This is a genomic window from Actinokineospora sp. NBRC 105648, assembly GCF_030269645.1.
Taxonomy (GTDB): domain Bacteria; phylum Actinomycetota; class Actinomycetes; order Mycobacteriales; family Pseudonocardiaceae; genus Actinokineospora.
Window position 1 is genome coordinate 176,272 of record NZ_BSTR01000007.1, and the last position, 26,076, is coordinate 202,347.

The following is a 26,076-nucleotide window of genomic DNA, read 5'->3' on the forward strand; positions in this document are numbered from 1 at the left end:
GAACTGGGTGGTCGCCTGCCCCAGCTGGGGACCAGGCCCCGACCACGGATGCGGACTGGGCCGCGGTGACGTCCCGGGCCTGCCCGAGAACGGAGTGTTCGCCTGATCGGACAGCGACCTGCCCTGATCACCCCGGCCCGACTGGCTCGACGAACCCGACGGGAACGGCTGACCCTGTTGGCCGCGCGGCGGTGCTTGGCTTGCCGGGCCGGACGCACCTGGTGGCAGCGGATACCCGGGCGCACCCGGCCGCCCCGAGGGGGGAGGTGGCCCTGCTTGGCTGGACCGCCCGGTCTGAGGTGGCTGCCCAGCCTGGGACGGTTGCCCGACATGGGGTGGCTGCCCGGTCGGGGACGCGTGCCCAACAGGGCTCGGCTGCCCACCGTGCCCCGGCTGCGCGGCCTGAGGCGGATGCCCGCCCTGGTTGGGTTGCCCCGCGGGGGTGGGCGGCCCGGCCGGGAATGGTCGTCCAGTCGGTGGTTGCCCGGGCTGAGGGGGATGACCGCTGTTGACCGGCGGACCGGCCTGGAGCGGCCGGGGCTGGAGCGGTTGTCCGGCCTGGGGGTGCTGCCCGGCTTGGAACGGGTACCCGCGGTGGGTCTGCTGCCCGGCCTGGGTCTGCTGTCCCGGCTGACCGGGCGTGGGCTGCCCACCGGCGTAGCCGGGTCGGGCGAAACCGCCGGTCTGGCCTGGTCCGCCGCCCGGAAACCCTTGCCCAGCCGGATAGCCAGGACCGCCCACCGGCGGGTACGGGCGTTGCCCGGTGGTCGTCGGACCGGGGTGGCTCCCCGGCGCCGGGTACTGCCCAGTCCCGGGGAACGGCTGTCCCTGCGGACCGACCGGCACCGGGTGCTGCCCAGTCGACTGCGCCGGCTCGGGGTCGTCGACGGCCGCATGCCTGCCTCCCGAGCGCCGCGGGGTCGCCCGCTTGGGCGGCGGCCCGGGCTGGACCGCCCCCGCCTCCGGCGGCGCCCACGGCGACAACGGAACCCGCCACGCGGAAGCGGCGCCCTCAGCACCTGCGGCGTTCTCACCCACTGCGGCGCCCTCAGCGGCCAACGCGCTCTCAGCGGCCGTGGCGCTCTCGGCGCCGCTCACAGCCGCTCCACTCCCAACAGCCGCAGCGCCTTCAGAATTCGCCGCGCCCGCGACAGCAGTGGCACCGTCGACGGCCACGGCCTGCTCACCAGTCGTGTTCTCCACACCCGAGGCGCCCTCAGCAGCCGGAGTGCCTCCAGCGGCTGTGGCACCTCGGCCAGCCGCGGCCTTCTCAGCAGTCGTGGAGTCCTCAGCTGTCCGGGAATCCCCAGCTGTCGTGGAGTCCTCAGCTGTCGCAGCGTTCTCCGCCGCGCAGGCCGCCTCCGACGTCTCCCCGTCGGCCGACTCGCGCGCACCGCCCGGCACGTCCGCGCTCGACCCGACCACCTCGGCGGAACCGGCTCCCGGACGCACACTGTCCTCTTCGGACGGTTGGGCTGCCTGCGGTGCGTCGAAGTTCCACCGAGCCGGTTTCGGCGGGACCGGGTCCGACTCGCCCGGCGGGGTCCAGTGCGTCATGCGGCCACCTCAGTCCCGGTACTTCGCCACGGGCGGCGCGGCCTGCTCGCCCGCCTTGGCCAGCCAGCGGTTGTAGCTCGCCGTCCAGGAGCCGCCGGTGACCGACTTCTCCAGGACGCCGTTGACGAACCGCACCATGTCCTCGTTCTGCTTGGGGATGCCGATGCCGTAGGGCTCCTCGGTGAACTTGGGCCCGACCAGCTTGATGTTCGGGTCCTGGGCGACCATCCCGGCCAGGATCGTGTCGTCTGTGGACACCGCGGCCACCTGCCCCTGCTGCAGCATCAGCAGGCAGTCCGACCAGTTGTCGACCGCCACCGCCTCCGGGGGCGCCGGGGACTCGCGCAGCTTGTTCAGCGAGGTCGAGCCCTTGGCCGCGCAGACGCGCTTGCCGCCGAGCTGGTCGATGCCGGTGATCGGGGACGAGCGGTCGACGACCAGCCGCTGGCCCGCGACGTAGTAGATGGCCGAGAAGTTGATGTCGACCCAGCGCGCGCAGGTCGCGGTCATGGTGCGCACCACGATGTCGACCTCGTTGCGCTTGAGCGCGTCGATCCGCTCGGCCGAGGTGATCACCTTGTACTGCACCCGGTTCGGGTCGCCGAAGATCGCCGCGGCGACGTCGCGGACGCGGTCGATGTCGAAGCCCTCCAGCGCGTTGCTGGTCGGGTTGCGGAAGCCGAAGAGGAAGGTGTTCTGGTCGACGCCGGCGATGAGCCTGCCGCGGTCCTGGATCGCGCGCATCGTCGAGCCCTGCGGCATCGACCCGGCGGGCGGCTGCGGGCCGGGCCGCAGGCTGGCGGCCGGGTCGCACGGCGGCACCTGCGTCGCGGCCCCGCTGGTCGTCGGCGGGTTCACCTCGACCCCGGCGGGCTGCGGCCGGTCGACGGTGGTGACCGTGGCCAGGTCCACCGGTTTGCCCGGCGACGCGCAGGAGGCGGTGAGCAGCGCGGCGCCCACCAGCGCCGCGGTCAGGGTGAGCGCGCGCCTCATCGGTACTCCCGCAGTCGTTCCCGGATGCCCAGGGTGATCCCGGCGGCGGCGATGAGCCCGAGCACGAACAGGCCGGGCACCAGCCCGCTGAGCGAGTTGGCGGCCTTGGTGGTCTGGGTGAAGAACTCCTCGCGGCCCGCGTTGAGGGCGGTGATCAGGTTCTTGTCGAGCTTGCCGAACGCGGTGGCCGCGCTGTCCGGGGCGTCGCCGATGGCGACCTTGACCGCCTCCTCGTACTGGCCGCCCTCGTCCAGCTCGCGGATCTTGCGGTGCGCCCCGAGCCAGGCCTCGGCGTTGTCCACCGCCTGCCGGACCTCGCCCGCCACGACGCCGTTGGCCGAGTCGCCGGAGGCCAGGTCGGCGGCCTGGCGCAGCAGGTTCTCCGGTCCGCCGCCGGTGATGGTGGCCGCGAGCTGCTGCCACTCCTGCTCGTAGCCGGGGCCGTCGCCGCGGGCGACCAGGGTGAGGGTCTCGTCGGCGCGGCTCTTGAGCGAGTTGATCCGGGCCTGGACCAGCACGTCGACCTGCTGCGAGCCGTTGCGCTCGGCGTCGCCGACGTGGCCCGCCTCGATCAGCAGCGCGACCGCGCCCCACAGCAGGGCGAGCACGACGGCGATGGTGGCGGTGACCAGTCCGACGTTGAGCAACCGGTTCGTCTTGCGGGTCAGGTAGCGCTGTGTGACCACGAGCGCGCCGAGAAGCACCAGGATGAGGACCAACGCCCCCCAGGGGAATGACCTGGCGTCCTCTTGCTCTGCCTGCAACCGGTCGTAGTCGATCTCGTAGAGCTTCTCGGCGGCGGGCAGCAGCTTCGAGCGCATGAGACCCGATGCCTCGCGCAGGTAGGCGGCGCCCGCCGGGAAGCCCTGCCGGTTGTTGGCCCGCGCGGTCTCGACCAGACCTGTGTAGACGGGCAGCTGCTGGGACAGGATGCTGACCTGGTCGGCGGCGAGCGCGTCCCCGCCGACGTCGGAGGACGCCTTGCCGAGCGCGGCACCCGCCTGCGCGATGTCGAACTCGTAGCGGGTGCGCAGCGCGGCGGGCTCGACACCGCCGGAGAGGAACGCGCTGGCCGCGGTCGCGTCGGCGTCGGAGAGCGAGCGGAAGATCTGCTGCGCGGCGGCGGCCAGCGGCTCGCGGTGGTCGACCAGGTCGTCGAGGGTGTCCCGCTTGGCCTGCACGGTCAGCGCGGCCACGATCCCGGTGACCACGGTGAGCACGAGCAGTCCGACGGCCAGGAGCGAGAGCCGACCCGGGGTCGTGGTGGCCGACCTGGTCACCTTCGCCAGTGCCGACGGCCGCTCGGGCGCGACGGTCACCACCGGGATCCACTCGACCGCACTCGCCCGCCGCCTTCCCCTCCGGATGCCTGGTCAGCCCTGAACCTAGTGGATACTTCCGCGCGCGCCACCATGTCCGACACAGCCGGTCACCGCGACCTTCCCACTTGTGCGCGGCGTAGTCGCCTGGTTGCGCTCTGGTTAGCCGGTACGCGGTCTGGGACCGTGATCTCATGAACGGTGAGCACAGCATGCAGCGGATCGCGACGTTCTGCGGACAGTGCGACTGTGGCTGTCCCGAACTGTGGATCGACCAGGAGGCGCCCGAAGAACGCCGGGTGGTCATCACCGACGACTTCGGCCAGCGGATCCAGCTGAGCCTCGGCCAGCTGGGCGACCTGGTCGCCGACGTCAAGGGCGGGGTGCTCGACCAACTGCTCGTACCGACCCCGTAGTCGCCGACGCGTGGCGGCGGGGTGGTTGGGTTGGGTGCTGACCGGTGCGTTCCTCGGGATCGCCGGGTACAGCGTCGCCCGGCTCGTCGCCGCCGAGCGGTTCCCGGGCGGTTACCCCGGGTGCCACCGGGCCACCGACGCCGGGCACGCGGTCATGGCGCTGGGCATGGCGGTGATGTGCTCGCCGGTCGGCGGGCCGCTGCCGATGGCCGGGTGGCAGACGGTGTTCGTCCTGGTCACGGCCTGGTTCCTGGGCTCGTCGTTCCTGGGCTCGGCAGTGCGCTCTGGGCAGCGTCCGGTCGGGTGGCACGGGGCTGACTGGCAGCACGCGGTCGCGGGGCTGGGGATGCTCTACATGCTCACGGCCACACCGCACACCGCGCACGGGATGTCGTCATCGTGGACAGTCCCGCACGCGGGTCAGGCGTCACTCCCGTTGCTCGGCTGGGCATTCGTGGCGTTCTTCTTAGTCCAAGCGGCACGGTTGAGCCCGTTGGTCCTACGCAGGACCGGTAGCGGAATCCTGGCCGACGGTCGCGTTGCGGCTACCTGCCAACTCGTCATGGCCCTCGGTACCGGCTACCTGATCTTCCTGATGCTCTAGCCGTCGTGCGAGCAAGAAGGCGCTGACGGCCAGGACAGCGAAGACCGTGAACGCCACCACCGGTAGGTCCAAGAGGTAACCCACGGCAGAGGACACCACAACACCGCCTGTGTTGGCCGCCATCCACACGACCGAGGTGATGGTCCCAGCCGAGGCAGACCCACCGCGCTCGACCCGGGAGAGAGCCACCGGTAGCGCTGACAGCAGCAGGAAGCCGATCGGCACCGCCGCGACGAACCCCGTGGCCGCGGGCGCGAAACCGAGCAGCAGACACGCGGCCGCGGTGACCAGTGCAGTCACCTGGAGCGTGCGCGACTCCCAGTGCCTGCGCGCCGCGAACGGTGGCACCAACACACAGCCCACCACGCCCGAGACCAAGACCACGAGCAACAGCAGGCCCGAGGTGCTGGAGCTGACGCCCGCGGGCTTGAGCAGCGGTTCCAGCCAGGTGGCCAGCGAGACGAAGATCCCCGTTCCGAGCAACACGACCGCGGCCAGAACCGGCACACCCGGTTCGCGCAAGGCCACCCGCAGGGATCCGACAGCCTCGCGCTCGCCCAGGAACGGCGGCGGGACGCGGAGCGAGACCAGAGCAGCCACCGCCGTGAGGACCGCGATAGCGGTACCGATGCCGACAACTGTTCGGACGTCCCCTGGCAGGGCAGTGCCCAAGCCGATGGCGACGATCATGCCGACGTAGGTGGCGCCCGCGCCCACCGCGATGCCCAGCGGCCGGTCCTTCGGCGCGAGGTAGCCCGCGGCGACGCGGGTGATGGCGTTGGCGACGATCGGCTGGGCGATCGCGGCGAGCGTCTGCCCGGCGAGCGCGGCCCAGTACTCGTCCACCGCGAAGCGCAGCGACGCGCCTACCGCGATCAAGACCGCGCCCACCGCGAGGGTCGGGCGGAACCACCGGTCGAGGGCAACCCCCGCGGGAACGGCCAGCACGACGAACAGCAGCGGGAAGACGTTCGCCAGCCAGCCCACAGCCTGCTCGGACACGCCTAAGTGCTGCGCGGTCGCAGTCGTGGTGGCGGCGTAGGCGAGCCAGCAGAGCTGCGTGGACACGCCCAGCGCGGCGAAGGCGAGGACTACTGGCCAACGGCTCGCGGGTGACATCGCTCAATCATCGAAGTGTTTTCACGTCCGCGTCAATGCGTCGCTTACCCAACTCGAACATTTCCCGGGCTTCCCTTTTACCAACGCGCGCGACAGTGGCTCCATCACCACCACGGGAGGAACCACATGCGAGTCAGGTCAGCAGCCCTCATCGCGGCGGTCGTCGCGGGTACCGGCCTCGCCGGTGCCGGGGTCGCCGCGGCGGCGCCGAGCACCCCGGTCACCATCACGCTCAGCCCCGAGCAGGTCGGCCAGATCTGCGAGAAGCGGATTCCCAAGATCGAGCAGCGGGTGACCAAGCTGGTCGAGCGGATCAACGGCGGACCCGAGGTCAAGGGTTCGTCGGCGTGGCTCAAGGCGCGCGCGGACAAGGAGCGCGCGGCGGGCCGCGTGAACAGCGCGAACCTCTTGCAGGAAAAGGCCGAACGGCGAAGTGGGCGAATCGATCAGCTGAACAAGGCCAAACAGCGCGCGGCGGACTTCAAGAGCAAGTACTGCGGGTCTAAGTGATGCGGCGCGCGGTAGTGCTAACCGCCCTCCTCTTAGGCTGCGTGGCCTGCCAAGGTGGGGCTTCCTCGGACACCGGCGGGTCGGTGGACCAGCAGCTGAACCAGATCGAGTCCACACTGGACAACGTCGAGTCGGACCTGGCCGGGGACTAGTACGGTGTGCCCATGACGTCCGGGGACCCTGGCCGCGGGCTGGTGCTGGTCGTCGAGGACGACGGCGCCATCGCCGAGCTGGTCACCCTCTACCTGCGCCGCGACGGGTTCGGCGTGCACGTCGAGACCGACGGGCACGCCGCCCTCGCGGCCCTGCGCCGCGTGCGGCCGGTGGCGGTGGTGCTCGACATCGGGCTGCCCGGCCTCGACGGGATCGAGGTGTGCAGGCGGATGCGCGCCGAGGACGACTGGACCCCGGTGCTGTTCGTGACCGCCCGCGACGACGAGGTCGACCGGGTGCTCGGCCTGGAGCTGGGCGCCGACGACTACGTGACCAAGCCGTTCAGCCCGCGCGAGCTGGTGGCGCGGGTGCGCACGGTGCTGCGCAGGGCGAACGGGCCCGCCCGCGGCGAGGTGCTCCAGGCCGGTGGCACCCGGCTCGACCTGCGCGAACGCCGGGTGTGGACCGGCGCGGCCGAGGTGGCGCTGACCTCGACGGAGTTCGACCTGCTGGCCCACCTGATGCGGCGGCCCGGGCAGGTGTTCGAGCGGGCGCAGCTGCTCAGCGCGGTCTGGGGGTACGCGGCGGTGGCGGGTACGCGGACCGTGGACGTGCACATCGCCCAGCTGCGCGCGAAGCTCGGCGAATCCAGCCCGATCCGCACGGTGCGCGGTGTGGGGTACTCGGCGGAGCGCGGGTGAAGGGCTCGATCGCGGTACGGATTACCGCACTGTGCTTAGCGGTAGCGGGCGTAGTGGCGATTCTTGGCGGTCTTATCTCCGCGCGCCTGGTAGTGCAAACGGCCCGAGAGGTGTCTCAGCAGACCCTCTCCGACCAGGCAGATGTGGTAGCCGGCCAGTTGGCGGACAGCCGCATCGGGATAAGACGCGTCGTGGAAGTGCTGCGCGGACAAGGGATCGCCGTCGTCCAGGTACGTCCTAACGGGACCGTGGTGAGCGGCGACGCCACCGCCGAGAAGGCCGCACGCCAGGCAGGGGTGCTGTCAGTGTCGGGGGCCGAGCACAAGGCCGTGCAGGTCGGCGACCGGACGCTGCTGGTCGAGCTGCGGCCCGCCGACGAGCGCGGCACGATCGCCTTGGTCCGGGAGTCCGAGACGGCCAAGGGCGTCGGCCGCAAGCTGATCGGCAACATCGTGGTCGCGCTGGGCATCGGCCTGCTCGTGGCGGCGGTCGCGGGCCTGTTCCTGGCCCGGCTGCTGTCGCGCCCACTGCGCCGGACGGCGGGCGTCGCGTACTCGATGACGCACGGCAGGCGCGACCTGCGCGCCCCCGTCGACGGACCGCGCGAGGTCGCCGAGGTCGCCGCGTCGGTCAACGAACTCGCAGACGCCTTGCAGCGCAGCGAATCCCGCCAACGCGACTTCCTCCTGTCCGTCTCACACGAGCTGCGCACACCGCTCACCGCAGTCAAGGGATTCGCTGAGTCTCTCGCGGACGGCGTGGTCACCGGGGATGCTGTACCGGCCGCCGGTAGGACTATCGAACAAGAGGCAGACCGCCTAGACCGGCTGGTCAGCGACCTCCTCGACTTGGCCCGTCTCGGCGCGGACGACTTCAGGCTCGACCTTGTCCCGATGGACCTATCCGCACTGGTTAGCGATACCGCCGAGGTATGGACGGCCCGCTGCCAGACAGCGGGTGTTCGCTTCGCCGTGGAATCCGCCCCAGGTCAGGTATGGGTACTCGCCGATCCACGCCGCCTCCGCCAGGTAGTAGACGGGCTCGCGGAGAACGCGTTGCGGGTAACTCCCACCGGTAGACCTATCGTGCTCGCCTTGGCCACAGACCAGGGCACAGCCGTCTTGCAGGTACGCGACGGCGGCCCAGGACTAGCCCCAGAGGAGTACGCCATGGCCTTCGACCGCGGCGTGCTCAACGCCCGGTACGCGGGGAGCCGCCCGGTTGGCACGGGTATCGGCCTCGCTCTCGTGCACGGCCTGGTCACCCGCATGTCGGGCACGATCACCGCGGCCCCCGCCCCCGAGGGCGGTGCCGCCTTCACCGTCCGCCTGCCGACAGCCTGACCAACCTTGTCCACTGGACGGGCTGGTGGACATATTGGGGTCCCCAACTGCGAGCACCGGCCACGCCGCGGATGGACCGGGGTGCGCCAGAAGGCCTGAAGCAGCGCATAGATCATCGCGGCGTCCAACGGCCTGGAGGCGATCACGGTGTCGCTGTCGGTGCCCAAGCCGACCAGTGGGACCGCCGGCCACGGGGCTCGCTTCGAGGCGGCGTTCGGAGTCGCGGTGACCTCGGTGCAGGCGGTGACCGACGGGGTGCAGTGGGCGATGCCCTGACGGTGGGCAGCACCGTGTGATCCGCGATAGCCGCGGCGGTCTTCTCGTTGCCCTTCGTGGTCGCGAGCACGACCAGGGGGCGCAGCAAGCTCGTCTTGTCTTAACGCCGGACCCGGAGGTCGGCCCGCAGTAGGTCCCGCAGGACGGCCAGGTCCGGGTGCGAATCACCGGCATCACGCAGAACACCTCGAGCAAACCCACGCGGGCAGCACCTCGACGGCCTCAGCGTCGGCGAGCACGGCCTGCGACCGGCCCTGGCCTGCTACCTCAAGATCACGCTTTGCGATCTGGGCTTCGCCTTCCACCGCGCACAGTGGTTCGCGGGACTGTGACACCACGCCAGGGCGTGCACGGACCGGTCAGGTCGTGAGCCAGAAGAAGCGGCCGGACCGGTCGTACTCGCCCAGGGTCGCGGTGCTGCCGGTGCGGATCGCCCGGGTGTCCGGCTGGCGCACCTGGACGATCACCGTCTCCCCCGCCCGCGTGGTGACCTCGGCCTGGCCGAAGGTCCGGTCGACCCGCCCGGTGCGCACCACGCACGGGCAGCCGACCAGCGCGGGAGCGGGGTCGTCGCGGAACAGGCGGCCCAGCGGGACGAGCGCGGCCCGGGTGCCGAACAGCGCGCCCAGCAGGGCCGCGGCGAGCACCGCGGTGTGCAGCAGGGCGAGCACCGGCACCGGCCGCGCGGAGTCGCCGACGAGCAGGTCGCCCACCAGGCTGACCACCCAGGCGATCACCGTGGCCAGCGACAGCGCCACGCTCAGCGGGACCCGGCCCAGGCCGAGGGCCTCCGGCGCCACCGGGTCCAGGGCGTCCACACGGGACACGCGCAGGGCGACGAGCACCCAGTAGCCCGCCACGACCACGAGCAGAAACGTGAACAGCACTACCGGAAAGCTGAACGTCGCGAGGACGAAGTGCTCCATCGGCGGTTCCCTTCGCCAACCGTTGGTAGCGAGGCAACGTAGCGCACCGGGGGCGGAGTTGACTGCTCAACGACCGAAGTCGATGCACGGCCGTAACCATGTCGATCAGTCCACTGAGGACTTTCACGTCTCGGTCGAGCGCTCCAGCGCGTCGAGCAGCGGGGCGACCCGGTACGGGATCTGCTCGGTCATCGCCACCGCGGTGGTGCTGCGGATGACCCCGTGGCAGGACAGCACCTCGTTGATCACCTCGTGCAGGTGCCGGGTGTTGCGCGCGGCCACCCGCACCAGCAGGTCGCCGTCACCGGCGATGCCATGCGCCTCGAGCACGTAAGAGACCTTCCGCAGGTCCTCTATGGCGGCGGTCAACCTGCCCTGCGCGACCTGGACGGTGACGAACGCGGTGACCTCCACCCCGATCGCGGTGTAGTCCACCGCGCGGCCGCGGTGCCCCACCACCCCCTGGCGCTCGAGCCGGGTGACCCGGGCGTGCGCGGTGTTGCGCGCGATGCCCAGCCGCTCGGCGAGCTCGGTGATGCCGATCCGCGGGCTGGTGACCAGCTCCCGGATGACCCGCAGGTCGAGGCGGTTGACGATGCCCACGATGCGCAACCCTCCCGACGCCGACAGGCCAGTTTTGAGCGATCCGCTTAAAGTCTCGGGCGGAGTCTTGCACAGCGCTCACCTGAAATCGTTCGCTGACCCGTGGCGCGCAGTCCAAGTGAGAGGTGTGTGGTCCATGACAGAGCTCTTGGCCGACTATCGGCCCGCTGACGTCGTGCGCCGCGACAGCGGCCGCGGGGCGCTGACCGGCGTCCAAGCCCTCGGCAAGCTCTTGGTCGACCAACACCGCGCCGACCAGGCGCGCGGCTGGCGCACCGCGGGTCTGGTCTCCGGCTACCGCGGCTCCCCGCTCGCAGGCCTCGACCTGGTCCTCGACCGCAACGCCGCGCTCCTCGCCGAGCACGACATCGAGTTCATCCCCGGGGTCAACGAGGAGCTCGGCGCGACGGTCGTCTACGGCTCGCAGCTGGCCACCCAGCTCCCCGGCGCGCGGTTCGAGGGCGTGTTCGGCCTCTGGTATGGCAAGGCGCCCGGTGTGGACCGGTCGGTGGACGCGTTCAAGCACGGCACCTGGATGGGCACCACCCCGCGCGGGGGTGTGCTGGTGGTGGCCGGTGACGACCCGGCGAGCAAGTCCTCTTCGCTGCCGTCGAACTCGACCATGGCGCTGGCCGAGTCCTACCTGCCGGTGCTGTCGCCGGTGGACGTCGCCGACGTGCTGCGACTGGGCCGCTTCGGCTTCGAGATGTCCCGCTTCAGCGGCGCGTGGACCGGGTTCACCGTGGTCACCGCGATCGGCGACGCGTACGAGATCGTCGACCTGGGCGCCACGCCGCGGATCGTGGTGCCGGAGTTCGAGTGGGACGGTCGCCCGTGGGCGCCGACGCACAAGGCGGGGGTGGGCATCCCCGAGGCGCTGGCGATGGAGCGCGAGGTCCTCGACGGCAGGCTCGCCGCCGCGGTGGCGTTCGGCGCGGCCAACGGCCTCAACCAGATCGAGGGCGCTACCGGCGACGCGCGCATCGGCATCGTCGCGGCGGGACACAACTACGCGTGTCTGCGCGACGCTCTTAACCGCATGGGCCTTACCGAGGACGCCTTGCGCCACCGCGGCGTACGGATCCTGCGGCTGGGAATGGTCCACCCACTGGACCGCGACCTCTTGGGCCGTTTCGCCGACGGGCTCGAGGAGCTGGTCGTGGTCGAGGACAAGAGGTCGTTCATCGAGACCCTGGTCAAGGAGGCGCTGTTCGACCGCGCCGTGCGACCGCGGGTGTACGGCAAGCAGGGGCCGACCGGCAAGCAGCTGATCCCGGTGCACGGCGCGCTGGAGGCCGACCGGCTGATCACCGCACTGGGCCCGTTCCTGGCCGAGCGGCTTGGCACCGAGCACGTCGTGCTGCCCAGGAACAACCGCCCCAAGATCGCGTTGACGCTGGTCAACCGCACCCCGTTCTTCTGCTCGGGCTGCCCGCACAACCGCTCCACCGAGACCCCGGAGGGCTCGCTCGCGGGCGCTGGCATCGGCTGCCACGCGCTGACCACGTTCATGGACCGCAGCGTCGGCTTCACCCAGATGGGCGGCGAGGGCGTCAGCTGGGTCGGCGCCGAGCGGTTCACCGACACCCCGCACTTCTTCCAGAACCTCGGCGACGGCACCTTCTTCCACTCCGGCAGCCTCGCCGTCCGCCAGGCCATCGCGGCGGGCACCAACATCACCTTCAAGCTGCTCTACAACGCCGCCGTGGCGATGACCGGCGGCCAGCACGCCGACGGCTCGGTCGACCCGGTCGCGGTCACCCGGATGCTGCACGCCGAGGGCGTCGCCAAGACCGTGGTGGTCACCGACGACACCGGCAAGTACGCGCGTGGCACCAAGTGGGCGCCGGGGGTGAAGGTGCGCCACCGCGACGACCTCGACGAGGTCCAGCGCGAGCTGCGCGACACCCCCGGGGTGACGGTGATCCTCTACGACCAGGAGTGCGCCGCGGAGAAGCGCCGCAAGCGCAAGCGCGGCCTGGCCCCGGACCCGGCGACCCGGGTGTACATCAACGAGTCGGTGTGCGAGGGCTGCGGCGACTGCGGCCGAAAGTCGAACTGCCTGAGCGTCGAGCCGACCGACACCGAGTTCGGGCGCAAGACCCAGATCGACCAGACCTCGTGCAACAAGGACTACTCCTGCCTGCTGGGCGACTGCCCGTCGTTCGTCACCGTGGTCCCGGGCAAGGCGGTCCCGGCCAAGGCGGAGGCCAAGAAGACCAGGCACGAGGAGCTGCCCGCCGACCTGCCTGAGCCCGCTTCCCGGCCGACGGCGGCGAACCTGGTGATGGTCGGCATCGGCGGCACCGGTGTGGTGACGACGAACCAGGTCCTCGCCACGGCTGCCCTGATCAGCGGCCTGGACGCGCGCGCCCTCGACCAGACCGGCCTGAGCCAGAAGGCGGGCGCGGTCGTCTCGCACCTGCGGATCACCCCGGAGCCGACCGAGCAGCCCGGGCTGGTGCCCACCGGCTCGGCCGACGGCTACCTGGTCTTCGACGCCCTCGCCGCCACCGCGGAGCCGAACCTGTCCCGCTGCGCAGCCGAGCGCACGGTCGCGGTGGTGTCCACCTCGGAGGTCCCGACCGGCCGGATGGTCGTCGACACCGGCGTGTCCTACCCCGGCCGCGACGACCTGGTCAGCCGGATCGGCGCGCGGACGGCGGACCTGCGCGCGTTCGACGCCCTCGACCTGGCCGAGCGCCTGTTCGGCGGCACGGCGGCGGCGAACTTCCTGGTGATCGGCGCGGCCTACCAACTGGGCGTGCTGCCGCTGACGGCCGAGGCGATCGAGCGGGCCATCGAACTCAACGGCGTCGGTGTCACCACCACCACGCAGGCATTCCGCGCGGGCCGCAAGGCAGTGCTCGACCCGACCTGGATGACCGGCACGCCAGCGCAAACGGCCGTTGGGTCGCCCCTCGCCGAGGGCTTCACCGGCGAACTCCGCAGGTTGCTGGACATCCGGCTACCGGAACTGGTGGCGTACCAGAATAAGGCGTACGCACAGCGCTACCTGTCGACGGTAGAGCGGGTCTACGAGGCAGAGCAGACCGCAGGCCTCCCCGGCACCTTGACCGAAGCCGTCGCACGCAACCTCTTCAAGCTGATGGCGTACAAGGACGAGTACGAGGTCGCCCGCCTACACCTGTCCCCAGCCCTGCAAGCCGAGGTAGAGGCGCAATTCGGCCCAGGCACCCAGGTCGGCTACCAGCTACACCCCCCAATGCTCCGCGCGATGGGCATGCGCCGGAAGCTGACCCTCAAACGCACAGCCCGCCCCGCGTTTACCGTGCTGCGGGCGCTAAGAGGCCTGCGCGGCACCGCGTTCGACCCCTTCGGCCGAGCACACCTCCGCAAGGTAGAACGCACCCTGATCACCGAGTACGAGAGCCTTGTCAGCCACCTCTTGTCATCGCTGCGGCACTACGACACGGCCGTCGAACTGGCGAACCTGCCCGACATGGTGCGCGGCTACGAGGACATCAAACTCACCGCGATCGCGGGTTACCGCGCACGCCAACAAGAACTGCTCGCGCAGCTGACGCAAGAACCGGTGGCTTCCACCAAGTGAGCTGCCCAGGTTAGACCGGCGAGACCGAGATCTTGAGGGAGTGGGACGAGCCGTGACGCGGCCCGTCCCACTCCTGTCCGGTGTCACCCCACCGGGGTCTCAGTTCCGCCGACCATCCGAAGTGGACAGTGTGGTCGCGGTCCACGCCGGTGTCCACAGCCAGGCGCCGGTGACGGCGTGCCGGTCGCGGGTCACGACCTCGTGCAGCTCGTCCGGCTGCAGCGCGCTGTGCCGCGGCAGCGAGTAGAGCGGCGCGGCGGAGTCGGACAGCAGCAGCGCCAGGTTCGTGTCCGGGGCCTCGTCCAAGGCGTCGTGCAGTGAGCGGGACCCGACGAGCCGGACGGCCGCGGCCGGGGCGCGGTCGAGGTGGATGGCCACGCGCAGGCGCAGGCGGGGGTGTTCGGTGTTGTGCCGCCCCAGCGCGGTGTCCAGGGCGCGGGGGAAGCGGTCGGCCGAGGCGGGCGGCAGGACCGCGAGCCGCACACCGTCCGGCTGCGGCCACCAGTCCGCGTGATCGAGTCGAGCGGTGTGCTCGGCGTCGGCCAGGACCGCCATCAGGTGGTCTCCCGGCGAGTGGCCGTGCACGGCGACCGCGACACAGGGCAGCCGGCCTGTTGCGCCGGTCGGGGTCATGGGGTTGAGCCTTTCGGGTCGACTGCGCCTCTCGGTCGACACTCTGGGCCACATCGCGTCAGGGCACTACGCACGGCGGCGGATTCTCGTTCCACCCGGCGATCCCGCGCAGCTTCCCCAGGTCGACGATGCTGATCCGCCGGTACGCCTTGCTGATCACCCCGTCCGCCTCGAGGTCGGCCAGCGCCTTCTCCACGGTCCGGTTGCCCAGGCCCGCCATGTACCCCAGTTCGTGCTGGGTGAGCGGGATCGGCAGCTCCCACCGGTCGCCGACCCGCTCGCCGTACTGCGCGGCCGCCTCGACCAGCAGCCTGCTCAGCTTGACCTTGGCGCCCTTGATGGTGGCATCCACCCGGCGCCGGTTGGCCCAGCGCAGCCGGTTGCCGATCATCCGGCTCACCTCGATGGCGAGGTCCGGGTGCTGGGTCATCAGCGCCCGCAGCCGGGCCCGGGACAGCGACCGCACCGCCAGCGGCGTCGAGGCGCGCACGGTGGCCGAGCGCCGGGCGCCGGGCTCGATGGCGCCCAGCTCGCCCACCATGTCGCCCGCGAGCCGGATGCCGAGCACGCTCATCGCCCCGTTCTCGGTCTCGACGTAGACCATGACCACGCCGTCGATGATCAGGTAGACCACGTCGCCCAGCTCGTCCTGGCGGAGCAGGTAGTGGTCCTTCGGGTACCGCACCTCGGCCCCGGCCGAGAGCAGCGCGGCCCTGGTCTTCTCACCCAGCCGACCGAGCAGGCTGGCGGCGGGCCACGGCGGTTCGGTCAAGTCGTCTCCCGCTCGCTGGTGCGGACGCAGGTCAGCCTGCCGTCATCACGCCGCCACCCCACCGAGCCGGGCGACCAATCACCCCTCTGCCGACCCGATGCCCCGGATCAGCCCACAACGCACGGCGGAAAGAAGACCACCGACGGTAGTCCGGTGCTCCTGACGGGCGACACCCGTCACCGGGATTGCGGAAGCCGCCCGGTCACCGCCCGCACAGACGGCGCGGGCACCAACGGCCCGATGTCCCCATCCGGCGCCACATCGAGATCCACGACCACCGGCGCGTGGTCGCTGGGCCCGGTCCCCTTCCTGGCCTGCCGGTCCACCCACGCGGCCGCGACCCGCCCGGCCACCGCCGCCCCGGCCAGCACCAGGTCGATCCGCATCCCGAGGTCCTTGTGGAACATCCCGGCCCGGTAGTCCCAGTAGGTGAAGACCCGCTCCCCGGGCCACCGGTCCCGCACCACGTCGCGCAGCCCCAGCCCGAGGATCTCCCCCAACGCCGCCCGCTCGGCGGGCGTCACGTGGGTGTGCCCGACATAGGCGGCCGGGTCGAACACGTCGACGTCAGCGGGCGCGATGTTGATGTCCCCGCACACCAGGACGTCCGACGGACCGTCGGCCAACTGGTCCCGCAGGGCGGCCAACCAGGCCAGCTTGTAGTGGTAGTGGTCGGAGTCGGGCACCCGCCCGTTGGGGACGTAGAGGGAGTGCACCCGCACACCACCGCAGGTGGCCGACACCGCCCGAGCCTCCGGGTGCGGGAACCCCGGACCACCGGGGATGCCCTGGACGACGTCCGCGAGCCCAACCCGGGACAGGATGGCCACACCGTTCCACTGCACCTCACCGTTGAGGGCGACCTCGTAACCACGCTCAGCCAACGCAGGCCCAAGCAAGTCAACAAACGCCGCGTCGGCGAGCTTGGTCTCCTGCAGGCACACCACGTCCGGCGCCCGCTCATCGAGCCACGGCAACAACCGGGGCATCCGCTGCTTGACCGAGTTCACATTCCAGGTAGCCACCCGCACCCCACCCACGTTAGCCCGGCCCGAACACCCCCTCCACCCGGTGCCGCTACACTCGGGCACCCCGGGCCGTTAGCTCAATTGGTAGAGCTGCGGACTTTTAATCCGTAGGTTCTGGGTTCGAGCCCCAGGCGGCCCACAAAGCCCCAGGTCAGCGACCTGGGGCTTTGCTGCGCAAGATCATCCCCCGCGTTTACCCCGCGCTTCACCGAGCACGTCCCCAAGCGCATCGGCTACTGACCGGCTCACCGAGCCCTGCCCCATGTACACGTGCTGAGTCACCCCAAGTGTGTCTGCCTGGGCATGCCGGTTCCGCAGTGGTTCACTCGGGTGATGGAGGACCCCCTCGACGGTCTGGATGGGGCGGAGCGTCTCGCCTGTCGCGTCGCTGAGCGCGTCACGGGTGCCACAGCCCGCGCCTGGGACAAGGCCGGGCGGCAAGGCGTTGTCGATGCGTTCCTGGACTACCCAGATGGCCGCTTGGCGGCATTCGAAGTGACTCGGGCCGCAATGAACCAATCGGCAATTCAACTGGATCACCTTCTAGGCCGGATCGGGCACGGGTGGGACCTGCCTGGGCAGTGGTACTGGGATGTAATCGTTGGCGACGTCCGCGATCTCCGCAGGCTGGAAATGTGCTTCCGCAAGATTGTCTTGATATGCGAAGAGGCGGGAGTGTCAAAGCCGGAACTTCTTGTGCCCGCAGTTGGGCTAGATCCAGACGAAGACGTTGATTGGCTTACACTCGACTCCAGTTCCAGACTTCAAGGGTATCCAAATCTTTCCGCGCTTGATGGGACCCGGAGACGGAAAGCCGCAGTTGTGCCAGATGGAGTCGGTGGGATGGTTGATGAGAACCTGACTGGACTCAACGACGCACTTAAGAGTGCCTTCACTGCATCCGCCAGCCTGCGAAGACACGTCCGAAAGGTCGCAGACACTCCAGCCGACGAACATCACCTATTTGTAATTCTTAACATCACCGACCTCGATTTCGGGGTTGTCGACGGAATCATGTACGGAAATAGTCCGCCGACGATCCCCGCATGGCGACCAGAAGGGATTACCCACTTGTGGCTCGCCGCAGACTTCTCGAAACGGGTCCTGCTGAGTTCCGGAAAATTGTGGGAGCAAGCATTTCCCTACGACAACGAAATGTGGTAGTTCAGGTAGTCTTGCCGCTTGATGTCACGGGAGGGGCTGACGAGAGCACTCGATCTAGGGCATCCGCAGTCCCTCGACTGACCGTTCCTCGCCCCATGTACACGTCCTGTGTCATCGACGGCCGCGCGTGGCCGAGCAGGTCGGCAATCTGTCGAGCGGTCAAACCGGCCTCGTCCAGCAGCGTCGCGACTGTCTTGCGGAACGTCCGGAAGGTGACCCACTCGAACCCTGCCCGTTTGAGGAACGGCTTCCAAGCCCGGTTCCGCACATTGCTCGCCTCACGGATGGTGCCGGTCGAGCTGGCGAAGATCGGCCCCGCGGTCGCACCGAGGAGAGCCTGCCGGTCAATCAGCATGACCACACACCACTCCGGCAGCGGAATCGGTCGCACCGAGTTGGCCGTCTTCCCCTCGTTCAGGATCTTGCCCCGACCCCTGGCCCGGATGACGTTGCCCTGCATGTTGATCATTTTCTTGGCCGGGTCGAAGTGTTCCCAGTGCGCGGCCAGCGCCTCACCCGTGCGTTCCCCGGTGGCGAGAAAGAACCTGACCAGGTCCGGAAGATCATCCGCTACCGCTTGTTCGTCCACATCAAGCTTGTCGAGCAGCGTGAACACTTCAGTCGACTCCAGCGACCGAGATTGCGAGGGCTTATTCCTGGCCTGCCTTGAATCAATCCGACCGATATCCCGCGAGATGTTCCGTTCCAACGCGCCATGCCGGACCGCGAACGCGCAGACTCCGGAGATGATCGCGCGCACAGTCTTTGCCGAACTCGCACTCGACTTGTCTCGGACATCCTGGACCACCCGGTCTAACGCCATCGCGGTCAACTCCCTGGCCCGCAGTTCACCGAGCGACGGCTGGACAGCAGTCTGCAACCGACTCCGGTAGGTGTCGATCGTGCCCCACGACCCCACTCCCCGATCCGCGAGCCGTTCCAACTCCGCCATCCACGCCGCCGCCAGGACTGCGAACTTCGTGTTGCCGTTGAACTCGTCCCCCGCCGCAGGAGCCATAAAGTCACGGATCGCTGTCTTCAACCGATCCTCCGCTTTCGCTTCCGATGGCGCGTACCGCTCGACCTCGTACACCTTGCCGTCATAGTGCCGATAGCGACACCGAGCGCGGTACTGACTTCCGTACTTCTTGGTGAGTACCTTCCCGTAGGTCCCGACCGACAACGGCGGCCGCCCCATCAGGCCGCCTCTGGTTGCTCATCAACCCACGAGACGACGTCCTCGGGCCGGAACTTGACGTACTTGCCGATGCGCCGGCCGCGTGGTCCATAGCCCTTGTGCCGCCACTGGTAGACGGTCTGTTCAGGCACGCCCAGGTAATCCGCGACCTCCGGAATGCCCCACAGCCCGACCCTCGTCAGTTGACTTTTCATGTGTTTCCCCAGTTCAGGCGGCTAGTGGTGGTGTTGCTGAAACTTCGGCTGCCAAGATCGCGGAGTCGTATTCGGCTCTCCATCGGATGCGTTCGCTGATCGCGTGCATGAGCAGGTGCGCCCGGGGCGGAACGTTCGGGTCACCGGGCTGGATCTTGTGCCAGACCTGTCGCGACCGGTCTGGTTCGGGTTTGCTGATGCCGACTTCGGCGAGGGCCTGGACCACGAACGCCTTGCGGTCCGCTCGGTGATCAGCCAGCGTCTTGCCCGACCACTTGCGCGACACGAGCACCCGCCGACCCGGTAGGCCGAGGGTGGTTCGCCGATGCGCACGGCCTTTGCAGTGCCCGGGGGTGGTCTTGCTGGTGCACCCGAGGGGTTGGATTCCGTAGAGCAGCCAGACCGCGCACCGGGTCGAGCACGGTGTCACCGACAGTTCCTCGTGGAGTCGGTCGTGGTGTGCCCGTTGTCGGTCGCTGGTGGCCTCGATCACTTCGCCGGTGGACTTGGTGAGGTATTTGGTCAGGTAGCCGATGTGCCGTCCGGCCTGCTCAGAGCCGCCCAAGATCCCCTTGGAGTGCACCTGCGTCCCGAAGGTCGACACATGCGCGGGGGCCTGGACCTCATCGACCGCGTCCGCCCATGGTGTGAGGGCTTGCCGGGTGTCGGGGTCGACGAACCGTTCGCCGTCCCACACCGGCAGCCGGTCGAGGTAGACGAGTTCGTCGTGTGGTGGCCACCAGACCTGGAGGTAGGTAGCCGCGGTGACCTGCCGCAACACCTCGTGCGGGATGCTCCCCCGGATCGCGGTGTGCAGGTGTGGAGCCGCACGCCGCTGTGGCTCCACAGTGGCGAAGTACTGCACGTCCCAGCCCACGACCCGGCGGAGGTTCTGCCACCAGCGGTCAAGCAGGGAGGCGAAGTGCACCGCGTCCCGAGCCGCGCGACGATAGTCATACCGCCCCGGATCGACCGGTGTCCCGTCCGCACGCACCGGCCCGTAGCTGTCACAAGTCAGCGTGACGAACATTGAGGGCCGGAACCCACCCGCGTACTCCCGCCCCACCGTCCGCCGCTCCACCCTGCGTCGAGGCAGGTTCGGAGCGTCCTGCCGCCGCCTGGTCGAGCGCTTCGGTGCCCGCTTGCCCGGTGCGTCCGGTGAGGGCAGCCGTCCCCGGACACCCAGCTCGCGCAGCTCGTCATCGACCGTACGGATCTCCTCACGAAGGTCGTCCGCCTCGCCCGCCTGGCCCTCACCCACCGCGCCTCGAAAGGCGGTCACCAGATCGGCGCGGAACTCCATCAACTCGGTGTGCTCACGTGACGGCGCGGCCTTGTCGAAGACTGGTTCGTCGATGAGGTGCCAGCCTTCCCGGCACTGGACCATCCGCAACGCCCGAGCCTTCCGGGCACACGGCCCGCACACCGACTCCACAGTCGACCCGCACGGCATAGGGACGAACTGGAGTTCCCCGGTGTCGAGGTCACCCACTTCCATGGTGAACGGCCGAACACACACCCCGTACTTCTCGGCCGTGGCGGTCACGACGTCGACGGCGAGGGGCTGGGCCATCCGTTGGGCGCGGGTGCTCATGCCGCCACCGCCTGCTCATCGACAGCCCAAGCCCGCAACACCGTCAGGCCGAGGCTCTGTCGCCCGCGTGGCTCGAGGTCAGGGAACCGGGTCGGGTCGAACCGGACCCCGGTGTAGACCCGGACACTCGCCCCGCTCGGCAGGACCCCGGTCACGTCCAGGTGCACCGACTCGCCATGCGGGGGACGCCACGCGATCGCAGAGACCCCTTCCAACGTCGCCGCCCAGGCCAACAGCACCCGAGCCACCCAGGCCACGCTGCCGCCGTCGCACTGGATCACCACGTCCAGATCGCCGTACCCGTGCACAGTCACCGTGACCGCGTCCAACTCCGGATGCACGTCCAAGTGGTCCAGCACCGCCGCCAACACAGTGTTCACGCGCCTCATCGCGCACCCCCGCCGACCAGCACCGGCTGACCGGTGACGTAGCCGACGAGCTGCACCAGGTCGGCATCGGTGACATGGAACGCCCGAGCCCGCACAGGTTCCCGCCGCCCGTCCTCCTTCACCCACGCCACCCCGGGGGTGTGCTCGCTGATCTCATGCGCCGCCGCCCCACGCTGCCGCACACCATCACCCAGCACCATGTCCACCTGCGCAGGCTCATCCAGCCGCATCGCCACCCGCGTGGAGAACAAGTGCCGGAACGCGATGACCTCCTTGCGCGGGTCCTGCAACAAGCCGAGCACGCACACCCCAGGCGCCCGCCCCTGCGACGTGATCGCCTGCACTGCCCTCGAAGCCCTGTCTCGCAACGCTTTGTCGGTCTGGTAGGCGATCACGTCCGCCAGCTCGTCGACCACCAGGATCAGGAACGGGTCACCGGACTCCGCCGTCCACGACCGCCGCACACCCCGGTAAGTCGAGGCCCGTCGCTTGACCTCCACCGCCAAGTCTTCGAGCAGCGCCACCGCGGACTCGCCGTTGTCGAACACCACCCGCGCGAACACCTCCGGCGCCTGCCCGAGTTCCATCCCGCCCTTCGGATCGATCCCGTAGAGCCGCACCGTCCCAGCCTTGACCGCAGGCGCCACCGCCCGGATCACCGACCAGAGCAGGGAACCCTTGCCCGCCCCGGACACCCCGACCACCAGCACGTGAGTCCCGAGCAGCCGCAACCGCAACGGCCTGCCCGTCTCAGTGCGCCCCACCACCAGCCGCCGCAAATCCACGCTGCCAACACCCAAATCCGGCGCCGAGAGCGGGACCGCCAACGGATCGGAGTGGATCAAATCCAGCTCGATCGTCCCCGGCCTGACCACCCGCACCCGACACGATCGGGCACCAAACGAGTGCGCCAACCCGGATGCGTGCAACTCCCACTGCTCGGGTGCCTGGCCCTTCACCATCCGCACCCGCACACAATCCCGCCACCCCTGCGCCCGAACCCTGCCCAACCGAGGCCGGTACTCACGCCCCCGCCTGTCCTTCACCAGATCGGACAACCGCATCACACTGCGCCACTGGCAGGCGTACAGCCAGAACCGCCGCGCCTCAGTACGCGGCCAGGGAGCCACCCACCGCGAGAACGAATCCGGCGCCCAGAACCACCACGCCGACAACCCCACACTCAACCCACCACCGATACCGGCAACCCACCACCGACCCAGCACCGACAGCCCCCAACCGACAACGAGCACCAGGCCCACCGTCAACGGATACCGCCGCACCACCCGCCCGACCTGCCACGCCAACCACAGGCACACCCACACCGTCGCGAACGGCAACAACGCCACCTTCGCCCCCAACGGCAACAACGTCCACCACGGCAACCGAGGCCGAGACACCTCCAACGGCGCCGGATCAACCCACCGCGAACTCTCCCGCTTCCCCATCACGCGCCACCCCCGGTACTCCGGAAGGTGGACCTTGCTGGCGCTTGCAAAGCGCCGTGCTCTAGCGTGTTCATTGTCTACTCCGATGTCTGGTGTGGACAGCACAGGAGCGGAAACGGCGACCAACCTTCATCCGCTCCTGTGCCTTCATCCCGTTGCATCACAACGAGGACGTGCGTCATCGCCACGTGCCGAACACGTGTCAAGTCCAATATGGATAGTCAGGGAATGTAGTAGGCGACAGGCTCCACCTGCTCGCGGTTGTCCCTGAGTTTCTCTGCCCAGTCTTGGGCGATACCGGCTTCCGCCGTCGCCTCGAACTTGTGTTTCACGTCAATCCGCGAGACCGCGCTGAAGACCCGCGCGCAGTACTCGTAATAGGAGATCCACTCATCCCGCGACGCCGATACCTCAGGCCCAGGCCGCACGAACTCGCGTGCGCGGGCCAGTGTCACGGGAACCGGACCACCCGACCACCAACGCGGGATCGACATGGCCACCGCTCAGTCCTCCAGCTCACGGATCGCCGTCGTCAATTGCTCACATCCCGCCGCGAGCGCGTCGGCGAGGTTCCTCAGAGCTGCCGCATCGACGATCAGGGCGACCGGGAACGCCTTGCCGAACCGGATCTCCAGCCGGTCAGCGAACGGCAGGGCCTTGACCTGGATCGGCAGGTTCGCCGTGACGTTGATCTGCACCATGTCGCGCATGTCGCTGGCGTCGGAGGTCACGCGGCCGTCTTCTGCTCACCCGCAGGCTTGTTCGCCCGCCCCACCACCGGTGCTCGCATACCCGTCGCGCGGAAGCTGTGCGCGATCCGCCCCTTGTTGTTCGCATACGGGGTGATCGTCATCCCCTCGAACTCCACCGCCGCGAACGGGAACCCATTTGCCTTCGCCGGCGGAACAGGCTGGTGATCAGCAGTGACCTTCACCTTGAACTCCGCGCCGAACCGCGCCGCCTCCTCGTTCGCGTCCAACGCCCGCACCGTCCAGACGAGCTGCCCCGTCTCCTTGTCCCGCTCCTGCACCTTCGGCGCGGCCGGGTTGTCCGAGAACGCCATCGACGGCTCCACACCGAGCACGAACGCACCCAGCGGGAACACCGTCCCGAACTCGACCATGAACCGCGTAGGGATGACAGGCATATGTCGTTCCTCCTGGTCAGACGCACCGGGCAGTTCCCGGGCATGTCCAACTTTCGTCCACAAGAGAGGACGGGAGCACCGCATAGCGGGACGTGTGCGGACGTCCTGGCGTACGGTGAAGACGTCCCTACACGTCCAAGGAGCTGCCGTGCCGAACGAACGTCTGCGGGACTCGCTGCTCCGCAATGGCCTTGACCTGGAGAAAGTCGCCAAGGCCACCGGCGTGGACCCCAAGACCGTCGAGCGCTGGATCACCCTGGGTCGGGTGCCGTACCCGAAGCACCGGCACACCATCTCAGCCATGGTCCGCGAGTCCGAGAACTACCTGTGGCCCGACGCGGTCGCTCCGGAGCGCAAAGCCGAGATCGCCAGCTCCGAGCTGGTCAAGGTCTACCCCCACCGCAACTCCATCCCCGCCGAGCTGTGGGACCGCCTCATCGGCGACGCGACCGAACACGTCGAACTGCTCATGCACTCGGCGTTGTTCCTGGTAGAGCGCCCAAGGTTCGTCAAGCAACTCGCCGCCAAGGCCGCCGAAGGTGCCCGCATCCGGCTGCTGTTCGGCGACCCCGACAGCCCAGAGGTAGCTACCCGCAGCGCCGAGGAAGAGCTAGGGGAGGGCGTCCTGTCAGCCCGGATCCGCAACGCCCTGGTGTCTTACCGCCCGCTGATCGGGGTACACGGCGTGGAGATGCGGTTCCACCGCACGACCCTTTACAACAGCATCTTCCGCTTCGACGACGAAATGATCATCAACACGCACGTGTACGGCTTCCAAGGAGCCCACGCCCCGAGCCTGCACCTGCGCCGACTCTCCGCAGGCGACCTCTTCGAGACCTACTCCGAGAGCTTCGAAGCCGTCTGGAATTTGTCCAAGCCCGCCACCTTCTAGGAGCCCACCGCATGGCCCGCAAGGACTACCTCAACGACCCCAACGCGCCCGAGGCGAACAGCATCGCCATCGCGTGCAGCGCCTATGTCGAAGACGACCAGGGCCGAGTCCTCATGATCCGCCGGACCGACAACGACTTGTATTCCATCCCCGGTGGCACCCACGAACTCGGCGAGACCATGACCGAGACCGTCATCCGCGAGGTGAAGGAAGAGACCGGCATCGACATCGCTGTCACCGGCCTCATCGGCATCTACAGCAACCCCGCCCACGTGGTGGAGTACACCGACGGCGAAGTCCGACAGGAGTTCTCCATCTGCTTCCGCGGCGAAGCAACAGGAGGCGCACTGGAGACCAGCAGCGAGAGCAAGGAAGCCCTGTGGATCACCGAGAGCGAGACGGATCAACTCGCCGAGTCAATCCATCCCTCCATCCGCCTACGTCTCCAGCATGCCCGCAACCCTGCGGAATGCCCTTTTTACACCTGACGGTCGCCAAGCTATTCATCAGAAGGCCAAGGCGAAGGATTAGTTCGCATCCACCGCACGCACTCCACGATGCCCTCCGCATTGCATTCCAGATCATGCAAAGCGATATCCACGTCGGCGGCGTGTAGATACTGGTCATCGAGGGCCTTCGTGAGCACCTTGATTGCGCGCGTCACATCCTTCAGGCTCACGCTCAGGAATGGCAGGGTTGACGGCCATTCCGTGGCCCCCTCCCCGTCGACGACGCCACCATTCGAACGCTCCTGTGTTGTGGGACTTGCGCGCTGCCGCCGGCCCAGGGCGTAAGAGATGAAAAGCGAGCACAAAACAAGCGCAAGAGTCGCGATACGTCGCATGGTTTTCATTCCTGACACCGTTGGTCGTCACTCCGGAGTTACAAGATTCACAGGTGGGCAGCGCAGGGCGCGCAGAGCGCTGCCAGGCGGTTCGAGGGTGAGCAGCCATCGGACAACCCACAGCGCAGGACCGGTGTAATGGTCTGTGACGTATGCGGGCCGGAATGGGTCGGCCTTGGCATGCCTAGGAGTTCGGTACGCAACTGTCCGGTCGGCCCGCAGGATGATCACATCGAGAACGCCCGGCCATCTCAGAATGGCACCAATCGCGCCTGGCAGTGGCGGACCGTCAACGATGTGCCAACGTCGTGCACGTAACGCGTGGACGCAGACGTCGAGGTCGTGTGCGACTGGCAGGAGTTTCGCGGCCACTAGATCCATCCTCTCCGCAGCCCTGAAGTGTTCCTTCCTCGGGTTTGCTGGTTGGCACCCAGCGCGGGGGCTGGTGCACGTCAACCGGGGCATGGAAGAGCGCACAACCCGCGCCGGGTGCCAGGTTCGAGAATGCAGCGACCGATCCGTTTGCGCCCTTTGCCCGCACCATCACGTTGAGGATGTCGCGCGGTGATCGGGCCGCCGGGGCCGGTGATATGCGCGAGGCATCACCTTGCGACATCAGCCCAGGCTGTCAGGGCCAATCACCCTTGACAGGCTCACGCTGCGCGCTTAGTCAGCTACC

28 protein-coding genes, 1 tRNA gene and 1 pseudogene are annotated in these 26,076 nt (G+C 68.9%); 12 read left to right on the forward strand and 18 right to left on the reverse strand.

The window, feature by feature from the left end; all coding sequences use genetic code 11:
* Window positions 1–1,566: 1,566 nt before the first annotated feature.
* Both QSK30_RS09625 and QSK30_RS09630 read right to left on the reverse strand, forming a co-directional pair.
* Window positions 1,567–2,550: a glutamate ABC transporter substrate-binding protein gene (locus QSK30_RS09625; RefSeq protein ID WP_285501484.1), complete on the reverse strand. Its 984-nt coding sequence runs from the start codon at window positions 2,548–2,550 to the stop codon at window positions 1,567–1,569.
* Entirely contained in the window at window positions 2,547–3,869 is a 1,323-nt protein-coding gene (locus QSK30_RS09630; RefSeq protein ID WP_285501486.1) for a GlnX family signal transduction membrane protein, read from the reverse strand. The genes QSK30_RS09625 and QSK30_RS09630 overlap by 4 nt, the downstream gene beginning before the upstream one ends.
* A gap of 194 nt (window positions 3,870–4,063) precedes the next feature.
* Here QSK30_RS09630 and QSK30_RS09635 point away from each other — a divergent pair, with 194 nt between their 5' ends.
* Both QSK30_RS09635 and QSK30_RS09640 read left to right on the forward strand, forming a co-directional pair.
* Window positions 4,064–4,285 carry a hypothetical protein gene (locus tag QSK30_RS09635; RefSeq protein WP_285501487.1) on the forward strand — a complete coding sequence of 74 codons (222 nt, stop codon included), beginning with the start codon at window positions 4,064–4,066 and terminating at the stop codon, window positions 4,283–4,285.
* 34 nt (window positions 4,286–4,319) lie between these two features.
* On the forward strand, window positions 4,320–4,889 hold the full coding sequence (locus QSK30_RS09640; RefSeq protein WP_285501489.1) for a DUF5134 domain-containing protein: 570 nt from the start codon (window positions 4,320–4,322) through the stop codon (window positions 4,887–4,889).
* On the opposite strand, the gene QSK30_RS09645 is transcribed toward QSK30_RS09640, so the two are convergent.
* The gene (locus QSK30_RS09645) at window positions 4,785–6,008 is read right to left on the reverse strand and encodes an MFS transporter (protein WP_285501492.1); all 1,224 of its coding nucleotides are present in this window, start codon (window positions 6,006–6,008) and stop codon (window positions 4,785–4,787) included. The two genes, QSK30_RS09640 and QSK30_RS09645, sit on opposite strands and share 105 nt — an antisense overlap.
* 126 nt (window positions 6,009–6,134) lie before the next feature.
* On the opposite strand from QSK30_RS09645, the gene QSK30_RS09650 reads away from it, so the two are divergent.
* The 5 genes from QSK30_RS09650 to QSK30_RS09670 all read left to right on the forward strand — a co-directional run bounded on the left by QSK30_RS09650 (window position 6,135) and on the right by QSK30_RS09670 (window position 8,991).
* The gene (locus QSK30_RS09650; protein ID WP_285501493.1) at window positions 6,135–6,518 is read left to right on the forward strand and encodes a hypothetical protein; all 384 of its coding nucleotides are present in this window, start codon (window positions 6,135–6,137) and stop codon (window positions 6,516–6,518) included.
* Window positions 6,518–6,670: a hypothetical protein gene (locus QSK30_RS09655; RefSeq protein WP_285501495.1), complete on the forward strand. Its 153-nt coding sequence runs from the start codon at window positions 6,518–6,520 to the stop codon at window positions 6,668–6,670. Before QSK30_RS09650 ends, QSK30_RS09655 begins: the two co-directional genes overlap by 1 nt.
* A gap of 12 nt (window positions 6,671–6,682) precedes the next feature.
* Window positions 6,683–7,372 carry a response regulator gene (locus QSK30_RS09660; protein WP_285501497.1) on the forward strand — a complete coding sequence of 230 codons (690 nt, stop codon included), beginning with the start codon at window positions 6,683–6,685 and terminating at the stop codon, window positions 7,370–7,372.
* Entirely contained in the window at window positions 7,369–8,715 is a 1,347-nt protein-coding gene (locus QSK30_RS09665; protein WP_285501499.1) for a sensor histidine kinase, read from the forward strand. The genes QSK30_RS09660 and QSK30_RS09665 overlap by 4 nt, the downstream gene beginning before the upstream one ends.
* 147 nt (window positions 8,716–8,862) lie before the next feature.
* A complete protein-coding gene (locus tag QSK30_RS09670; protein WP_285501501.1) occupies window positions 8,863–8,991 on the forward strand; it encodes a hypothetical protein in 129 nt (42 codons plus the stop codon).
* Window positions 8,992–9,350: 359 nt separating this feature from the next.
* Here QSK30_RS09670 and QSK30_RS09675 read toward each other — a convergent pair whose 3' ends face one another.
* Both QSK30_RS09675 and QSK30_RS09680 read right to left on the reverse strand, forming a co-directional pair.
* Window positions 9,351–9,917: a hypothetical protein gene (locus QSK30_RS09675; protein WP_285501503.1), complete on the reverse strand. Its 567-nt coding sequence runs from the start codon at window positions 9,915–9,917 to the stop codon at window positions 9,351–9,353.
* Window positions 9,918–10,040: 123 nt separating this feature from the next.
* Window positions 10,041–10,520: an Lrp/AsnC family transcriptional regulator gene (locus QSK30_RS09680; RefSeq protein ID WP_285501505.1), complete on the reverse strand. Its 480-nt coding sequence runs from the start codon at window positions 10,518–10,520 to the stop codon at window positions 10,041–10,043.
* Window positions 10,521–10,656: 136 nt separating this feature from the next.
* Here QSK30_RS09680 and QSK30_RS09685 point away from each other — a divergent pair, with 136 nt between their 5' ends.
* Window positions 10,657–14,094, forward strand: coding sequence for an indolepyruvate ferredoxin oxidoreductase family protein (locus QSK30_RS09685; protein WP_285501507.1), 3,438 nt, complete (start codon window positions 10,657–10,659; stop codon window positions 14,092–14,094).
* A 99-nt stretch (window positions 14,095–14,193) separates the two neighbouring features.
* Here QSK30_RS09685 and QSK30_RS09690 read toward each other — a convergent pair whose 3' ends face one another.
* The 3 genes from QSK30_RS09690 to QSK30_RS09700 all read right to left on the reverse strand — a co-directional run bounded on the left by QSK30_RS09690 (window position 14,194) and on the right by QSK30_RS09700 (window position 16,530).
* Window positions 14,194–14,727, reverse strand: coding sequence for a hypothetical protein (locus QSK30_RS09690; protein ID WP_285501508.1), 534 nt, complete (start codon window positions 14,725–14,727; stop codon window positions 14,194–14,196).
* A gap of 58 nt (window positions 14,728–14,785) precedes the next feature.
* Window positions 14,786–15,499, reverse strand: a complete 714-nt coding sequence (locus QSK30_RS09695) for a Crp/Fnr family transcriptional regulator (RefSeq protein ID WP_285501510.1) — start codon at window positions 15,497–15,499, stop codon at window positions 14,786–14,788.
* 176 nt (window positions 15,500–15,675) lie between these two features.
* Window positions 15,676–16,530 carry an exodeoxyribonuclease III gene (locus tag QSK30_RS09700; protein WP_502871810.1) on the reverse strand — a complete coding sequence of 285 codons (855 nt, stop codon included), beginning with the start codon at window positions 16,528–16,530 and terminating at the stop codon, window positions 15,676–15,678.
* A gap of 63 nt (window positions 16,531–16,593) precedes the next feature.
* Between QSK30_RS09700 and QSK30_RS09705 the strand changes: the two genes are divergently transcribed.
* Both QSK30_RS09705 and QSK30_RS09710 read left to right on the forward strand, forming a co-directional pair.
* A tRNA-Lys gene (locus tag QSK30_RS09705) sits at window positions 16,594–16,666 on the forward strand.
* Window positions 16,667–16,860: 194 nt separating this feature from the next.
* Entirely contained in the window at window positions 16,861–17,691 is an 831-nt protein-coding gene (locus tag QSK30_RS09710; RefSeq protein WP_285501513.1) for a hypothetical protein, read from the forward strand.
* A 1-nt stretch (window position 17,692) separates the two neighbouring features.
* Here the strand turns inward: QSK30_RS09710 and QSK30_RS09715 are convergent, their stop codons facing one another.
* From QSK30_RS09715 to QSK30_RS09750, 9 genes and pseudogenes are all read right to left on the reverse strand, one after another.
* Complete coding sequence (locus QSK30_RS09715; protein WP_285501515.1) at window positions 17,693–18,784, reverse strand: site-specific integrase; 1,092 nt, start codon at window positions 18,782–18,784, stop codon at window positions 17,693–17,695.
* A gap of 104 nt (window positions 18,785–18,888) precedes the next feature.
* Entirely contained in the window at window positions 18,889–19,083 is a 195-nt protein-coding gene (locus QSK30_RS09720; RefSeq protein WP_285501518.1) for a helix-turn-helix transcriptional regulator, read from the reverse strand.
* A 13-nt stretch (window positions 19,084–19,096) separates the two neighbouring features.
* Window positions 19,097–20,677, reverse strand: coding sequence for a replication initiator (locus tag QSK30_RS09725; RefSeq protein WP_285501519.1), 1,581 nt, complete (start codon window positions 20,675–20,677; stop codon window positions 19,097–19,099).
* Entirely contained in the window at window positions 20,674–21,057 is a 384-nt protein-coding gene (locus QSK30_RS09730) for a hypothetical protein (RefSeq protein WP_285501521.1), read from the reverse strand. Before QSK30_RS09730 ends, QSK30_RS09725 begins: the two co-directional genes overlap by 4 nt.
* A 5-nt stretch (window positions 21,058–21,062) precedes the next feature.
* Entirely contained in the window at window positions 21,063–21,851 is a 789-nt protein-coding gene (locus tag QSK30_RS09735; RefSeq protein WP_285501523.1) for an FtsK/SpoIIIE domain-containing protein, read from the reverse strand.
* A gap of 66 nt (window positions 21,852–21,917) precedes the next feature.
* Window positions 21,918–22,514: pseudogene (locus tag QSK30_RS37130) on the reverse strand (FtsK/SpoIIIE domain-containing protein); the annotation flags it as partial.
* Between the two features lie 221 nt (window positions 22,515–22,735).
* Window positions 22,736–23,008: an AMED_5909 family protein gene (locus QSK30_RS09740; protein WP_285501618.1), complete on the reverse strand. Its 273-nt coding sequence runs from the start codon at window positions 23,006–23,008 to the stop codon at window positions 22,736–22,738.
* A gap of 9 nt (window positions 23,009–23,017) precedes the next feature.
* Window positions 23,018–23,245 carry a hypothetical protein gene (locus QSK30_RS09745; RefSeq protein ID WP_285501525.1) on the reverse strand — a complete coding sequence of 76 codons (228 nt, stop codon included), beginning with the start codon at window positions 23,243–23,245 and terminating at the stop codon, window positions 23,018–23,020.
* Window positions 23,242–23,661, reverse strand: coding sequence for a plasmid replication, integration and excision activator (locus QSK30_RS09750; protein ID WP_285501526.1), 420 nt, complete (start codon window positions 23,659–23,661; stop codon window positions 23,242–23,244). The genes QSK30_RS09745 and QSK30_RS09750 overlap by 4 nt, the downstream gene beginning before the upstream one ends.
* 148 nt (window positions 23,662–23,809) lie before the next feature.
* On the opposite strand from QSK30_RS09750, the gene QSK30_RS09755 reads away from it, so the two are divergent.
* Window positions 23,810–24,553: a DUF5919 domain-containing protein gene (locus QSK30_RS09755; RefSeq protein WP_285501528.1), complete on the forward strand. Its 744-nt coding sequence runs from the start codon at window positions 23,810–23,812 to the stop codon at window positions 24,551–24,553.
* An 11-nt stretch (window positions 24,554–24,564) separates the two neighbouring features.
* Window positions 24,565–25,041, forward strand: a complete 477-nt coding sequence (locus QSK30_RS09760) for an NUDIX hydrolase (RefSeq protein ID WP_285501530.1) — start codon at window positions 24,565–24,567, stop codon at window positions 25,039–25,041.
* Between the two features lie 11 nt (window positions 25,042–25,052).
* Here QSK30_RS09760 and QSK30_RS09765 read toward each other — a convergent pair whose 3' ends face one another.
* Entirely contained in the window at window positions 25,053–25,406 is a 354-nt protein-coding gene (locus QSK30_RS09765) for a hypothetical protein (RefSeq protein WP_285501533.1), read from the reverse strand.
* Between the last annotated feature and the right edge of the window lie 670 nt (window positions 25,407–26,076).

Bases quoted from the DNA above. Each gene is read 5' to 3' on its own strand.
- QSK30_RS09725 (WP_285501519.1), bottom strand. From the start codon at position 20,677: ATGAGCACCCGCGCCCAACGGATGGCCCAGCCCCTCGCCGTCGACGTC.
- QSK30_RS09685 (WP_285501507.1), top strand. From the start codon at position 10,657: ATGACAGAGCTCTTGGCCGACTATCGGCCCGCTGACGTCGTGCGCCGC.
- QSK30_RS09625 (WP_285501484.1), bottom strand. From the start codon at position 2,550: ATGAGGCGCGCGCTCACCCTGACCGCGGCGCTGGTGGGCGCCGCGCTG.
- QSK30_RS09635 (WP_285501487.1), top strand. From the start codon at position 4,064: ATGAACGGTGAGCACAGCATGCAGCGGATCGCGACGTTCTGCGGACAG.
- QSK30_RS09690 (WP_285501508.1), bottom strand. From the start codon at position 14,727: ATGACCCCGACCGGCGCAACAGGCCGGCTGCCCTGTGTCGCGGTCGCC.
- QSK30_RS09660 (WP_285501497.1), top strand. From the start codon at position 6,683: ATGACGTCCGGGGACCCTGGCCGCGGGCTGGTGCTGGTCGTCGAGGAC.
- QSK30_RS09655 (WP_285501495.1), top strand. From the start codon at position 6,518: ATGCGGCGCGCGGTAGTGCTAACCGCCCTCCTCTTAGGCTGCGTGGCC.
- QSK30_RS09645 (WP_285501492.1), bottom strand. From the start codon at position 6,008: ATGTCACCCGCGAGCCGTTGGCCAGTAGTCCTCGCCTTCGCCGCGCTG.
- QSK30_RS09650 (WP_285501493.1), top strand. From the start codon at position 6,135: ATGCGAGTCAGGTCAGCAGCCCTCATCGCGGCGGTCGTCGCGGGTACC.
- QSK30_RS09720 (WP_285501518.1), bottom strand. From the start codon at position 19,083: ATGAAAAGTCAACTGACGAGGGTCGGGCTGTGGGGCATTCCGGAGGTC.
- QSK30_RS09675 (WP_285501503.1), bottom strand. From the start codon at position 9,917: ATGGAGCACTTCGTCCTCGCGACGTTCAGCTTTCCGGTAGTGCTGTTC.
- QSK30_RS09750 (WP_285501526.1), bottom strand. From the start codon at position 23,661: ATGCCTGTCATCCCTACGCGGTTCATGGTCGAGTTCGGGACGGTGTTC.
- QSK30_RS09765 (WP_285501533.1), bottom strand. From the start codon at position 25,406: ATGAAAACCATGCGACGTATCGCGACTCTTGCGCTTGTTTTGTGCTCG.
- QSK30_RS09760 (WP_285501530.1), top strand. From the start codon at position 24,565: ATGGCCCGCAAGGACTACCTCAACGACCCCAACGCGCCCGAGGCGAAC.
- QSK30_RS09740 (WP_285501618.1), bottom strand. From the start codon at position 23,008: ATGTCGATCCCGCGTTGGTGGTCGGGTGGTCCGGTTCCCGTGACACTG.
- QSK30_RS09710 (WP_285501513.1), top strand. From the start codon at position 16,861: ATGGAGGACCCCCTCGACGGTCTGGATGGGGCGGAGCGTCTCGCCTGT.